The organism is Kitasatospora sp. NPDC030952, assembly GCF_055571335.1.
The window spans coordinates 75,341-87,349 of the sequence record NZ_JBVIFM010000013.1 but is presented as its reverse complement, the minus strand read 5'-3'; the positions used below and the strand labels follow the sequence as shown (position 1 = coordinate 87,349).

Annotated in this window: 12 protein-coding genes; 5 read left to right on the top strand and 7 right to left on the bottom strand. The window is 74.6% G+C overall.

Going from position 1 to position 12,009, the window contains the following annotated elements; all coding sequences use genetic code 11:
- Nucleotides 1-99: 99 nt before the first annotated feature.
- Together ACZ47G_RS22700 and ACZ47G_RS22695 are read right to left on the bottom strand one after the other, a co-directional pair.
- Complete coding sequence (locus tag ACZ47G_RS22700; protein ID WP_465745324.1) at nucleotides 100-1,491, bottom strand: MFS transporter; 1,392 nt, start codon at nucleotides 1,489-1,491, stop codon at nucleotides 100-102.
- Nucleotides 1,488-2,078 (bottom strand): TetR/AcrR family transcriptional regulator, encoded by a 591-nt coding sequence (locus tag ACZ47G_RS22695; RefSeq protein WP_465745322.1) that lies wholly within the window; start codon nucleotides 2,076-2,078, stop codon nucleotides 1,488-1,490. The genes ACZ47G_RS22700 and ACZ47G_RS22695 overlap by 4 nt, the downstream gene beginning before the upstream one ends.
- Before the next feature lie 74 nt (nucleotides 2,079-2,152).
- Between ACZ47G_RS22695 and ACZ47G_RS22690 the strand changes: the two genes are divergently transcribed.
- Complete coding sequence (locus tag ACZ47G_RS22690) at nucleotides 2,153-2,377, top strand: hypothetical protein (protein WP_465745320.1); 225 nt, start codon at nucleotides 2,153-2,155, stop codon at nucleotides 2,375-2,377.
- Between the two features lie 39 nt (nucleotides 2,378-2,416).
- Here the strand turns inward: ACZ47G_RS22690 and ACZ47G_RS22685 are convergent, their stop codons facing one another.
- Entirely contained in the window at nucleotides 2,417-2,593 is a 177-nt protein-coding gene (locus ACZ47G_RS22685; RefSeq protein ID WP_380458184.1) for an antitoxin, read from the bottom strand.
- Nucleotides 2,594-2,861: 268 nt separating this feature from the next.
- Between ACZ47G_RS22685 and ACZ47G_RS22680 the strand changes: the two genes are divergently transcribed.
- Nucleotides 2,862-4,448, top strand: a complete 1,587-nt coding sequence (locus ACZ47G_RS22680; protein WP_465745597.1) for a M28 family peptidase — start codon at nucleotides 2,862-2,864, stop codon at nucleotides 4,446-4,448.
- Between the two features lie 267 nt (nucleotides 4,449-4,715).
- The gene (lpdA, locus tag ACZ47G_RS22675; protein WP_465745318.1) at nucleotides 4,716-6,122 is read left to right on the top strand and encodes a dihydrolipoyl dehydrogenase; all 1,407 of its coding nucleotides are present in this window, start codon (nucleotides 4,716-4,718) and stop codon (nucleotides 6,120-6,122) included.
- A gap of 70 nt (nucleotides 6,123-6,192) precedes the next feature.
- On the opposite strand, the gene ACZ47G_RS22670 is transcribed toward lpdA, so the two are convergent.
- Together ACZ47G_RS22670 and ACZ47G_RS22665 are read right to left on the bottom strand one after the other, a co-directional pair.
- Nucleotides 6,193-6,528, bottom strand: coding sequence for a GNAT family N-acetyltransferase (locus ACZ47G_RS22670; RefSeq protein WP_465745316.1), 336 nt, complete (start codon nucleotides 6,526-6,528; stop codon nucleotides 6,193-6,195).
- A 116-nt stretch (nucleotides 6,529-6,644) separates the two neighbouring features.
- Nucleotides 6,645-7,619 carry a quinone oxidoreductase family protein gene (locus tag ACZ47G_RS22665; RefSeq protein WP_465745314.1) on the bottom strand — a complete coding sequence of 325 codons (975 nt, stop codon included), beginning with the start codon at nucleotides 7,617-7,619 and terminating at the stop codon, nucleotides 6,645-6,647.
- Nucleotides 7,620-7,761: 142 nt separating this feature from the next.
- On the opposite strand from ACZ47G_RS22665, the gene ACZ47G_RS22660 reads away from it, so the two are divergent.
- Complete coding sequence (locus ACZ47G_RS22660) at nucleotides 7,762-8,367, top strand: TetR/AcrR family transcriptional regulator (protein ID WP_465745312.1); 606 nt, start codon at nucleotides 7,762-7,764, stop codon at nucleotides 8,365-8,367.
- Nucleotides 8,368-8,609: 242 nt separating this feature from the next.
- Entirely contained in the window at nucleotides 8,610-9,761 is a 1,152-nt protein-coding gene (locus ACZ47G_RS22655) for a PP2C family protein-serine/threonine phosphatase (protein ID WP_465745593.1), read from the top strand.
- Nucleotides 9,762-9,864: 103 nt separating this feature from the next.
- On the opposite strand, the gene ACZ47G_RS22650 is transcribed toward ACZ47G_RS22655, so the two are convergent.
- Nucleotides 9,865-11,118 carry a threonine/serine exporter family protein gene (locus ACZ47G_RS22650; protein WP_465745310.1) on the bottom strand — a complete coding sequence of 418 codons (1,254 nt, stop codon included), beginning with the start codon at nucleotides 11,116-11,118 and terminating at the stop codon, nucleotides 9,865-9,867.
- 120 nt (nucleotides 11,119-11,238) lie between these two features.
- Nucleotides 11,239-11,955, bottom strand: coding sequence for a Tat pathway signal sequence domain protein (locus tag ACZ47G_RS22645; protein WP_465745309.1), 717 nt, complete (start codon nucleotides 11,953-11,955; stop codon nucleotides 11,239-11,241).
- Between the last annotated feature and the right edge of the window lie 54 nt (nucleotides 11,956-12,009).

Below are 12,009 nucleotides of genomic sequence, written 5' to 3'. Positions count from 1 at the left end.
CGGCCGTGGGAAAGGTCGCCGTCAGCCCGGATGTGATCCTCAACGTCAGTGCCGAGAGCAGAGATTGACGATCCATCAGTAACGGTCGTGATGGCGCCGTCAGGTCAAGTCCGGCAAGGGACGCGCTGGTTGCCGGCGGGGGAGGCGCAGGGCGAGCAGCGCCCCCGCGGCGGCGACGGCGGCGGTCGCCAGGGCGACCGGGGTCAGGGCGGCGCCCGGGGCGGCACGGCCGGTGACGGTGGTGGCGAGGGCGATGCCCAGGGCCGGGCCGACGTTCATCATGGTCTGCTGGAGGCCGCCCGCGACGCCGGACTGGGCCGCGGGGGCGCCCTGGACGATGATCGAGGTGGCGGTGGCCATCACGGTGCCGAGACCGCAGCCGAGCAGCAGGAAGCAGCAGCCGATCGCCGGGTCCCCCGAGTCCGGGCCGAGCCGGGCGGTCAGCAGGATGCCCGCGGTGATCAGCACCATGCCGGCCAGCACGGTGTCGCGTGCGCCGTGGCGCTTCGCCAGCCAGGCCGAGGCGGGCGCGGCGAGGATCATCGTCACCGCGAGCGGCGCCGCCCGCAGGGCGCTGCGCAGCGGGTCGAGGCCGAGGACGTCCTGCAGGAAGTAGGTGGTCGGGAACAGGACGCCCAGAACCGCCGCCGAGGCCGCCAGCAGGGCGCCGAGGGCCGGCCCCACGGCGGGCGAGCGCAGCAGGGCGGCGGGCAGCAGTGGGCGGGCGGTGCGCCGCTCGTGCCGGGCCAGGGCGAGGCCGGCCAGGGCGGCGGCCGTGAGGGTGAGCGCCGTGCCGGGGGACCAGCCGTCGGTCGGCAGGGTGACCAGGGTGTGCACCAGGCAGACCAGGGTGAGCGCGAGCAGGCCCGCGCCCGGCAGGTCGAGGTCCGCTCTCGTGGAACTCGTGGACCTCGCGGGCCGTGCGGACCTCGCGGGCTCGGTGGGCACCGCGAGGGCGGCGAGCAGGGCGGCCGTGGCGGGCAGCAGGCCGAGCAGGAACACCGCCCGCCAGCCGAGGTGGGTGGTGAGCGCCCCGCCGACCAGCGGCCCGGCCGCGGCCGCGAGGCCGATCGCGGCGGTGCGGGCCGCGATGGCGGCGGGCAGCCGCTCGGCGGGCCAGCCGGCCCGCAGTAGGCCGAGGGTGGCGGGCTGGAGCAGGGCGCCGGCCACCCCCTGGGCGATGCGCAGGGCGATGACCCAGCCGATGCCGGGGGCGAGGGCGATCCCGGCCGAGCTGGCGGCGAAGCCCGCCACCCCGAGGGCGAACAGGCGCCGGTGCCCGTACCGGTCGCCGAGCCGGCCGGCGAAGACCAGCAGGGCGGCGACGGTGACCAGGTAGCCGGTGCTGGTCCACTGGACGGCGGCGACGGAGGCGTGCAGATCGCGCTGGAGGGTGGGTTGGGCGACGCTCAGCACCGTGCCGTCGAGGGCGACCAGGACGGCGCCGGTGATGCTGGCGGCGAGGGTGAGTCCCCGGTGGTGCCGCCTCACCGGGGGGCCGGGCCGAGGTGGGCGTCCAGGGTGGCCCGCAGCAGCGGTTCCACGTCCGCGCCGCCGGTGACCAGCCGCAGGCTGCCCCAGGCGCGCAGTTGGGCGAGGCCGTGCAGGTTGGCCCACAGTGCGGCGGTGGCGGCGGTCGGGTCCGCCGACTGCGGGTGGACCTCGGCGACCAGGTCGGCGAAGGTCCGGAACAGGGGCAGGGTGGTGCGGCGCAGCTCGGTGCCGCTGCCCTCCAGCAGGTCGTGACGGAACATCAGCTCGAACATGCCGGGGTTGGCCGCGGCGAAGCCGAGGTAGCCGCGGGCGAGTGCGTCGATCCGGGTGCGGGCGCCGGCCCCGGTGGCGGCGGCGAGGGCGTCGGCCCCGGCGAGGGTGTCGGTGAGCCGGCCGAAGCCGTGCCGCGCGACGGCGGCGAGCAGTTCCCGGTGGGTGGGGAAGTGGCGGCGCGGCGCCCCGTGCGAGACCCCGGCGTGCCGGGCGATCTCGCGCAGGCCGAGCGCGTGCACGCCCTCGCGGCTCACCAGCTCGACGCCGGCGGCCACCAACCGGGTGCGCAGGTCCTGATCCTGTTCGGTCATGGACACTGTCTACCCGATCTTCGTAGACAGTGTCTACCCGCCACGGCGGTGACCCGCCGGGCAGAATCGGAGGCATGGACGAAGGCGGCGAGTCGGCCTGCTGGCTGGACCGGGTGTGCCCGGAGTGCGGACGCCTGCGCGAGCGGCCCGGCTTGGGGCCCTGCGAGAACTGCGGCGTCGACGGAGAGCGCGGCGCCGGCGGGGAGAGCGGCGCCGGCGGGGAGAGCGGCGCCGCCGGCGCGGAGAGCGAGCGCGACACCGACGGAGAGCCGGACCAGCTCGGCCGGGGCCGGGGTTGAGCGCCACCGGCCCCGGCCGGGAGGTCCTGACCGCGCCCGCTACTGCGGGGGCTGGTCGCGGAACTGCTCCTTCAGCTTGTCCTGGGCCGTGTCGACCTGGCTGGTGTACTTGCCCTCGGTGCGTTCGTCCACGTAGTCCCCGGCCTTGTCGACTCCCTTGCTGGCCTGGTCCTCGTGGCCCTTCAGCATGCTCTTGAGCTTATCCAGCATGGACATGTGGTCACCCTCCTGGATGAGACCGCCCCCACCCCTCCAGGATCACCGCCCGCGGCGTCCTCCGCATTTCGCGGTCGCGTGGCGCTCTTGGCAAGCCGGGGCGGCTCGGGTCCAATCGTGAGTCCACGGACCGTCGGAAGGAGCCGCTTTGAAGCCGCGCACCCGTCGCGAGACCTCCCCGCTCGACCCCGCAACCCCGTTACCGCGCCCGCGCACCGCCCGTCACCCGCTGACCCGGACCCCGGCCCTGACCCGGACCCGGGCCCTGATCCGGACCCTGACCCGCAACCGCGCGGGCGCCGCGCTGACCGCCGCCGCCCTGGCCGCCCCGCTGCTGCTGGCCGGCGCGGGCAGCGCCAGCGCCGAGCCGGACCAGGCACGCCGGGGCGCCCGGCTGGCCGAGCGGCTGGTCGAGGCGAGCGACGCCGGGTCCGCGCACCGCACGCTGGCCGCGCTGCAACGGTTCGCCGACCGCAACGGCGGTACCAGGGCAGCCGGTTCGAAGGGTCACGACGAGTCCGCGCGCTACGTCTACGAGCAGGCGCGGCGGGCCGGGCTCAAGGTGTCCCGGCAGGAGTTCGAGTACACCTTCTTCGAGGCCCGCGCCGAGCACCTTGACGTGCTGTCGCCCCAGGCCGAGTCGGTGCCGGTGCTCGCCATGACGTACTCGGTGAGCGGCCCGGAGGCGGGCCTGACCGCCGAGTTGGGCGTCGCCCCGGTCTCCGCCACCACCGGCTGCGCGGCCGCCGACTACCCGGCCGGCTCCGTCGCCGGGCGGATCGCGCTGATCCGGCGCGGCGGGTGCACCTTCGCCGAGAAGCAGGCGGCCGCGGCGGCCGCAGGTGCCCTCGGGGCGCTGATCTACAACAACACCGACGGAGACCTCAACGGGACGCTCGGCGAGCCCACCGCCGGCAAGGTCCCGACCGGCGGGATCAGCCGGGCGGCCGGTGAGGCGCTGGCCGCGAAGGCCGCCGCCGGGCCGGTGCGGGTAACCCTGGACCTCCGGACCTTCATGGAGCCGCGCAAGACCTGGAACGTCATCGCCGAGACCCGCGGCGGGGATCCGGCGAACACCGTGATGATCGGCGCCCACCTGGACTCCGTCCCCGCCGGGCCGGGCATCAACGACAACGGCTCCGGTACGGCCGGCATCCTGGAGGTCGCCAGGAACCTCGGCGTCCGCCCGGTGAAGAACAAGGTCCGGTTCGCCTGGTGGTCCGCCGAGGAGTTCGGCCTCAAGGGCTCCGAGGCGTACGTGAAGTCGCTCTCCGAGGCGGACCGCAAGAAGATCCGGCTCTACCTCAACTTCGACATGATCGCATCCCCCAACTACGCGCAGTTCGTCTACAACGGCTCCGGCAGCGCGGGCGGCGACGCCGGCCCCGAGGGCTCGGCCCAGATCGAGCGGGACCTCACCGACTACCTGGACGGCCGGGAGCTGCCGCACGACCCGTCCGCCTTCAACGGCCGCTCCGACTACGGTCCGTTCATCGACGCGGGCATCCCGGCCGGCGGCACCGACACCGGTGCCGAGGTGATCAAGTCCCCCGAGCAGCAGGCTCGTTACGGCGGCACGGCGGGCACCGCCTTCGACGCCTGCTACCACAAGGCCTGTGACGGCCTGGACAACATCGACATGGACGCCTTCGACGTCAACATCGACGTGATCGCCCACGCCGTCGGCACCTACGCCTGGGACCTCTCCTCGCTGCAGCGGTCGGTACCGACCCCGCGGCCGGCCCGGCGCCCGGCCGGTCAGCCGGCCGCCGGAACGGGTATGAGCACCCCGGGCAGTGCCGGATCGGGCAGTGCCGGCACGGCCGGCGCCGAGGCCCACGAGGTGGCGGCCTGACGCCCGGGTGGGCCCGCTGCCGTCCTCGGGCGGCGGGCCCACCCGCCCGCCGTACGCGTTCCGTCCATCCGGAACCCTCCCTCCGTCATCGCCCCTGGTGGGGCCCGGTGCGAGCGACCGTATCGGACAGCACTGACAATCGGCCCCCAGCCCTGTACGGTGCCGCGCGGAGCGCGTCCGCCGAGACCCGGTGGGTGCGCCTGGTCCGGTCCTGACACCATGGGATCGAGATCACGACACCGTGACACCCTCGGAGGAGTCAGCAACATGAGCACGCACTACGACGTCGTCGTCCTCGGCGCGGGGCCCGGCGGCTACACCGCCGCCGTCCGCTCGGCCCAGCTGGGCCTGAAGGTCGCGGTCATCGAGGCCAAGTACTGGGGCGGCGTCTGCCTCAACGTCGGTTGCATCCCCTCCAAGGCCCTGCTGCGCAACGCCGAGCTGGCCCACATCTTCACCAAGGAGGCCAAGACCTTCGGCATCAAGGTCGAGGGCCAGGTGACCTTCGACTTCGGCGAGGCGTTCCGCCGCAGCCGCTCGGTGGCCGACGGCCGGGTCAAGGGCGTCCACTACCTGATGAAGAAGAACGGCATCACCGAGTACGACGGCTGGGGCACCTTCGTCGACGACCACACCCTGCAGGTCGCGCTCAGCGGTGGCGGCTTCGACGTGGTCACCTTCGACCACTGCATCATCGCCGCCGGTGCCACCACCCGCCTGCTGCCCGGCACCAGCCTGAGCGAGCGCGTGGTGACCTACGAGGAGCAGATCCTCACCGAGCAGCTGCCGGAGAGCATCATCATCGCGGGCGCCGGCGCGATCGGCGTCGAGTTCGCGTACGTGCTGCACAACTACGGCGTGAAGGTCACCATCGTCGAGTTCCTGGACCGGATGGTGCCGCTGGAGGACGTCGAGGTCTCCACCGAACTGGCCAAGCAGTACCGCAAGTTGGGCATCGAGGTGCTCACCTCGACCCGGGTCGAGTCGATCGACGACAGCGACCCGAACGCCAAGGTCCGGGTCACCGTCACCAAGGACGGGCAGCAGCAGGTGCTGGAGGCCGACAAGGTGCTCCAGGCGATCGGCTTCGCGCCGCGGGTCAACGGCTACGGCCTGGAGAACGCCGGGGTCAAGCTCACCGACCGCAACGCCATCGCGGTGGACGGCCGCGGCCGCACCAGCGTCGAGCACATCTTCGCGATCGGCGACGTCACCGCCAAGCTGATGCTCGCGCACGCCGCCGAGGCGATGGCCGTGATCGCCGCCGAGACCATCGGCGGGGCGGAGACCATGGAGGTCGACTTCGCGATGATCCCGCGCGCCACCTACTGCCAGCCGCAGATCGCCTCCTTCGGCTACACCGAGGCCCAGGCCCGCGAGCTGGGCCACGACGTCAAGGTCGCCAAGTTCCCGTTCACCGCGAACGGCAAGGCGCACGGCCTCGGCCACCCGATCGGCTTCGTGAAGGTGATCAGCGACGCCAAGTACGGTGAGCTGCTCGGCGCCCACCTGATCGGCCCCGAGGTCACCGAGCTGCTGCCCGAGCTGACGCTGGCCCAGCAGTGGGACCTCACCGTCCACGAGGTCGCCCGCAACGTGCACGCCCACCCGACCCTGGGCGAGGCGGTCAAGGAGGCCATCCACGGCCTCGCCGGTCACATGATCAACATGTGACGACCCGGTAGCCCGATCGGGGCGCTCCCGCGCGGCGGGGGCGCCCCGTCTTCGTCAACCAGCTCCCTGACTACTGCAGTTGGGAGCGCAGCCAGCCCTTGACCTCCGGAGTGACCTCGTCGGTGAGGTCGGCGAACTCCTGGTGCTTGGTCAGGAACTCGGCCACGTACGGGCAGATCGGCACGATCCGCTTTCCGGCGGCCCGGACGTCCGTCAGGGCCGCCTGGACCAGCTGCCCGGCCAGGCCGCGGCCGGTGAAGGCCTCCTCGACCAGGGTGTGGTAGAAGACCCGCTGCCCGTCGTGGTCCAAGTACTCGGCGAATCCGGCGAGTTCGCCGTCGACCCGGATCTCGTAGCGGTGCGGCGCGTCCGCCCGGGCGACGACGGGGGTGCTGGGGGTGCTCATCGGGGTGGCCTTCCGTTCGCGGAGCCCGTAGGGGCCTTCGGTGCGGGGCCAGGGTAGCCCCGGCCCCGCGCGGTCGGCGTACCCGCTTGACCAGGGCGGCCGACCAGGGCGGCTGATCAGGGCAGCAGCAGGATGCGGCCCAGCTGGGCGCGCTCCTCCATGATCCGGTGGGCGGTGGCGGCCTCGGCGAGCGGGAGGCGGGCGTGGACGGTGGTCCGCAGCCGGCCGGTCGCGAAGTGGCCGGCGGCTTGGTCGACGTCCCGCCGGGCGAGGTCCGGCCGGGCCGCGCGCCAGGCGTTCAGGGAGTAGCCGACGGCGGTGCGCAGCCCGAACAGCCGGGCCGCCGGCACGCTGCCCGGCTCGCCGTCGGCGGAGCCGTACAGCACCACCCGGCCGAGCGGGGCCGTCAGTTCGAGGCTGCGTTGCAGGACTTCACCGCCGACCGAGTCCAGCACGACGTCCACGCCCTGCGGCGCGGCCGCCCGTACCCGCTCGGGCCAGTCGGGGGCGCGGTAGTCGACGGCGGCGTCCGCGCCGAGCGCCTTGACGAAGTCGAGCTTGTCGGCCGAGCCTGCGGTGGCGATCACGGTGCCGGCGCCGAGCAGCTTCGCCAGCTGGACGGTCAGGTGGCCGATCCCGCCGGCCGCGGCGTGCACCAGGACGGTCTCGCCCGGCGCCAGCCGGCCGGCCCGCAGGACGCCCAGGGCCACCGGTGCGGCGAGCGGCAGCATGCTGGCGTCGCCCGGGTCGAGGCCGTCGGGCACCGGGGCGAGCCAGGCGGCGTCGGCGATCGAGTACTCGGCGAAGGCGTCCAGGACGAGCCCGGCGACCCGCTGCCCGAGCAGGCCGGCGTCCACGCCGGGGCCGAGGTCCTGGACCGTCCCGACGACATCGCCGGTCAGCACGCCCGGCAGCGGCCGGTGGAACACCGATCCGGCCGGTGCCCCGCGGCGGAACCGGGTGTCCACGAAGTTCGCCCCGATCGCCTCGGCGCGCAGCAGGACCTGGCCGGGCCCCGGTTCGGGGACGTCGGCCTCCTCCGGCGTCAGGACCTCGGGGCCGCCGTACCGGTGGTAGCGGATGCGTCGCATGGTGCCCTCCCTCGACGGGCCGGCCCGCAGCGAACTGGACCGGCGGTCAACTTATCCCCGGGACCGTACTGGACCGCCGGTCCAGTTGTCCACGGGTTACCGTACGAGCCACGCGTACGAGACGAACGGGGAAGGGGCAGCCATGGCGGAGGACCGACGCGAACGCGCCGACGCGGCCCGGAACCGGCGCGCGATCCTGCGCGCCACCGAGGAACTGCTGGCCGGGCACCGGCCCGAGCAGATCTCCATGGAGCAGGTCGCCGGCGCCGCCGGAGTGGGCAAGGGCACGGTCTTCCACCGCTTCGGCAACCGGATGGGCCTGATGCTCGCGCTGATGCAGGAACGCGCCCTCGACCTGGACGAGGCCGTCCGCAACGGGCCGCCGCCGCTCGGTCCGGGCGCCCCGCCCCGGGAGCGGCTGCTCGCCTTCCTGGACGCCGTGGTCGCCGTGGTCGCCCGGAACAAGAGCCTGCTCGCCGCGCTGGGCCACGCCGTCACCACCGCCCCGCAGCCGCCCGACCAGGCCCCGCGCGGCGCCCACCCGGTCTACCAGGTCTGGCACGCCCACCTCAGCGGGCTGATCGCCGAACAGCGCCCCGACCTGGACGCCGAACTGCTGGCCCACGTCCTGCTCGGCACGATGCACAGCGACCCGATCCTGCGGCTGCTGGAACAGGGCGAGGGGCAGCGCCTCGCCGACGCCCTGCGGGTGCTCGTCACCCCGCTGCTCGACGCGCCCACGGGCTGAGCCGGGCTCTGCGGACCGGGTCGGCCACTGCCGACCGGGCCGTTCACCGGCGCCTGGGCCGTCCGCCGACTGGGCCGTCCGCTTAGTGGGCCGTCCGCCCAGTGGGCCGTCCGCCGACTGGGCCGAACGGGCGCGGGTCGGGGCGCACCCGCGCCGCCCGCCACCTAACGTTGGCCCGACGCCCCCGCCCCGTCGGCGGGGCGTCGGTGGGAACGACCGGAGGAGCGGAGAGGCCGTTGCGGGTGCGTGCCGCGGAGCCGTACGGGCCGTCACAGCCGCCGTCGGGGCCCGGCACCCAGCTGCCGGTGCTGATCCGCTACGGCCACCGGTCCTGGCTGATCCCCGTCCTGCTGCTGGCGACGGTGGTGGTGGTGGACGCCCTCACGCCCCGCACCTTCGAGTCCCTCAGCTGGCTGGCCCTGGTCCCGGTGGTCGCCGCCGGGCTGTGCGGCCCGGCGGTCACCCTGGCCTTCGCCGGGCTCGCGATCGCCGCCTATCCCGGGCTGAACAACGTCTGGGGCAAGTCCCACGGGATCGAGGACTTCCTGCTGGTGATCGCCGGCTGCGTCCTCGCCCTGCCGCTCAGCGTCTTCCGGGCCCGGGCCGCCGCCTACGTCCGCCATCTCCAGGGCGCCGCCGAGACCACCCGCCAGGTGGTGCTGCGCCCGGTGCCGCCGGGCTGGGGAGGGGTGGATTCGGCCGCCCGTTACCTGGCCGCGGACGTCGAGGCCCGGGTCGGCGGTGACTTCTACGACGTGGTGGCCGGCCCGTACGGCGCCCGGGTCATCCTCGGCGACGTCCAGGGGAAGGGCCTGCCGGCCGTATCCACCGCCGCCGCCCTGGTCGGCTGTTTCCGGGAGGCGGCCTTCCGGGAGGCGGACCTGGCGACCGTCGCCTCCCGGCTGGAGGAGCGGGTGCACCGGCAGAACCTGCTCTCCTCCCGGCTGGGCGAGGACGAGGAACGGTTCGCCACCGCCGTCGTCGTGTGGTTCCCCGACGACGCGTCGGAGCGGATCCAGCTGGTCAACTTCGGCCACGACTGCCCGCACGTGCTGGGCCCGGACGGCGTCCGGCAGCTGCCGCTGGGCAACGGTGCCCCGCTGGGCCTCGCCCCGCTGACCGGCCGGCTCCCGGAGGTCCAGCGGGTGCGGCTCGGCGCGGACGAGACCGTCCTGATCGTCACGGACGGGGTGACCGAGGCCCGGGACCGGCAGGGCGCCTTCTTCGACCTGCGCGCCCACCTGGAGAGTCTGGCCGGGTTGCCCGGGGCCGGGGAGCCGGAGCGCCTGGTGGGGGCCGTGGTGGACGCCGTCCTCCGGCACACCGGCGGCCGGCTGACGGACGACACCGCGCTGCTCGCGGTCCGGAACGGCAGCGGCGCGGCCACCGGTTGAGCCGGGGGCCGCGCCGGTCGGGGGTCGCGGAGGGTGAGCGCCGGTCGGTGGTTGCGGAGGGGGCCGCGCCGGTCAGTGGTCGCGGAGGGTGAGCGGGGCGGGGTCAGGCCCGCAGCTGGAGCACGGCCGGCCCGGGGCGCGGGATCCGGCTGATCACCGAGCCGATCAGGGTGCCGATCGACACCCCGAACACCGCCGACACGGCGGCCAGCACCGACTGCGCCCCGTTGCCGACCTCGATCTGCGCGGTGTTCAGCAGCCCGAAGGAGCCCGGCACCACGATCCAGAACGCCGGGAGGTAGAGCACCTGCCAGAGCGGGCCGCCGGGCAGCCAATGCACCACGGTGGCCGCGACGGCGGCGCTGACGGCGCCGGCCAGACCACCTATCGCGGCGCCGTGCACCGAGCCCACCACCACCTGCACGGTGACGCTGACCACGATCACCGCGACGATCCACGGGATGGCCGGGGGCGGGGTGTTCACATTGACCACGACGCCGGCCACAGCGATCGCCAGCCCCACCCCGATCGCCCACCAACTCGGCTTGGCCACCTGGACGTTGGCCAGCGCGCTGGCCGGCATCCCGATCGCGGTGGTGGCCGCGGCCACCCCGGCCAGGAACAGCGCCAGCTGCACCGCGCCGGACACCAGCCGGGCAGTCCCGGCGCTGGCGGCGCCCGCCGCGACCTCCGACAGCCCGGTGACCAGCAGTCCGCCCGGCAGCAGGATCGCCAGGGTGGCGACGATCGTGCGCAGCGGCCCCTCCAGCAGGCCGGCCCGGGCGAGCGACAGGACGAGCAGCGCCACCAGGAACCCGGCCGTGACGGGCAGCAGCGGGCGCAGCCGGGGCAGTCGGCGGGCCAGCACGGTCAGGCCCGCCACGATCACCGAACCGGCCCCGGCGGCCAGCACGTTCGCCGTCACCGGCTGGAGGAAGAGGCAGACGCCCACCCCGACCGGCAGCGCCCCGAGGTCCGCGACCCAGGCGGGCCAGCGGGCCGGCGCCCGGCGGACGCGGTCCAGCTCGTCCAGGGCCCGGGGCCCGTCCAGCTCGCCCGAGCGCAGCCGGTGCACCAGGTGGAGGACGTCCGCGGTCTGCTCGAACCGCAGCGCCGCCCCGACCGGTTGGAACCGGGTGGCGTCCGCGCTGTCGAGGGCGACGAACAGGCCGTTGGTGAGCGCGGCGACCCGTACGTCGGGGGCCCCCGACGCCCGCCCGAGCCCGCGGAGCTCCTCCTCGACCTCATGGACGGGCAGGCCCCCGCCCAGCAGGGCGTCGCCCAGTTCGAGCAGTAGGCGGCGGAGCTGGTCGGCGGGGGCCTCGTCGCCCCGGACCGATGGAGACTTGCTAGACATGGCAGGTATCGTCCCATCCCGCCCGGTTGGGTCCGAATCTGCCCCGGTCTGATCGCTTCCGGGCTCATGGTCGAGCTGTCCCGGGGTGTGGCGGGTGGGGTGCGGCGAGTGGGGTGCCGATCAGTTCACGTACACCGCCGGTGCGCCGGCCTGGCTGGTGTCGGCGAGCGGGCCGTATCCGGCCGAGAAGTAGCCGTCGGCGGGGCAGAGGCCGGAGCCGCCGCTCTTGGCGAAGTGCTCGTTGGTGAAGGTCAGGCCCTGGCCGCCGTTGTCGGCGCTGCCGGTGAAGGCGCCGCTGAGCTGGTAGGTGCAGGTGATGGTGCCGAACCAGCTGTTCAGGACGGCGGTGGCCTGGATCGGGCCGGCGCTGCCGCCGGTGAGGGTGACGGGCAGCCCGGTGCCGTCGTCGACGGAGAGGCCGTAGGGGAGGGTGTCGACCGTCAGGCTCCGCACCGAGGTCACGCCGGTGACGTTGGCGGTGCAGGAGCCGAAGGTCAGCCCGGTCATCGACTCGGTGGCGGTGCCCGGGGCGGCCGGATTGGTCAGCACCGTGGCGGACAGCCGGGAGGTGGCACAGGTGACGCCGGTGGTGCTGGTGGCGGTCGAGTAGAAGGTCGCGGAGGTGTTGGCGGTGAGCGGCGCGGCGAGCGCGTCGCCCGCCGCGACGGCGGTGCCGCCCACGCTGCCGGTGGTGAGCACCGGGCCGGCGGCGTCGGTCGGGGCGGCCTGGGCGGCCGGGGCTGCGGGGGTGGCGGAGGCGGGGGCCGCCGCGGTCAGGGCGAGCGCGGCGAGGGCGGCCAGGGCGAGCGGTGCGGTGCGGCGGGGGAGTGCGCGCATGGGAAAGCCTCTTCTTCGGTGAGGGGCGAGAAGGTGAACTTTCGCTGCTCCCGG

Excerpts from the sequence above, each read along its gene's own strand:
- ACZ47G_RS22695 (WP_465745322.1), bottom strand. The coding sequence starts at position 2,078 with ATGACCGAACAGGATCAGGACCTGCGCACCCGGTTGGTGGCCGCCGGC.
- ACZ47G_RS22690 (WP_465745320.1), top strand. The coding sequence starts at position 2,153 with ATGGACGAAGGCGGCGAGTCGGCCTGCTGGCTGGACCGGGTGTGCCCG.
- ACZ47G_RS22685 (WP_380458184.1), bottom strand. The coding sequence starts at position 2,593 with ATGTCCATGCTGGATAAGCTCAAGAGCATGCTGAAGGGCCACGAGGAC.
- lpdA (WP_465745318.1), top strand. The coding sequence starts at position 4,716 with ATGAGCACGCACTACGACGTCGTCGTCCTCGGCGCGGGGCCCGGCGGC.
- ACZ47G_RS22670 (WP_465745316.1), bottom strand. The coding sequence starts at position 6,528 with ATGAGCACCCCCAGCACCCCCGTCGTCGCCCGGGCGGACGCGCCGCAC.
- ACZ47G_RS22665 (WP_465745314.1), bottom strand. The coding sequence starts at position 7,619 with ATGCGACGCATCCGCTACCACCGGTACGGCGGCCCCGAGGTCCTGACG.
- ACZ47G_RS22660 (WP_465745312.1), top strand. The coding sequence starts at position 7,762 with ATGGCGGAGGACCGACGCGAACGCGCCGACGCGGCCCGGAACCGGCGC.
- ACZ47G_RS22650 (WP_465745310.1), bottom strand. The coding sequence starts at position 11,118 with ATGTCTAGCAAGTCTCCATCGGTCCGGGGCGACGAGGCCCCCGCCGAC.
- ACZ47G_RS22645 (WP_465745309.1), bottom strand. The coding sequence starts at position 11,955 with ATGCGCGCACTCCCCCGCCGCACCGCACCGCTCGCCCTGGCCGCCCTC.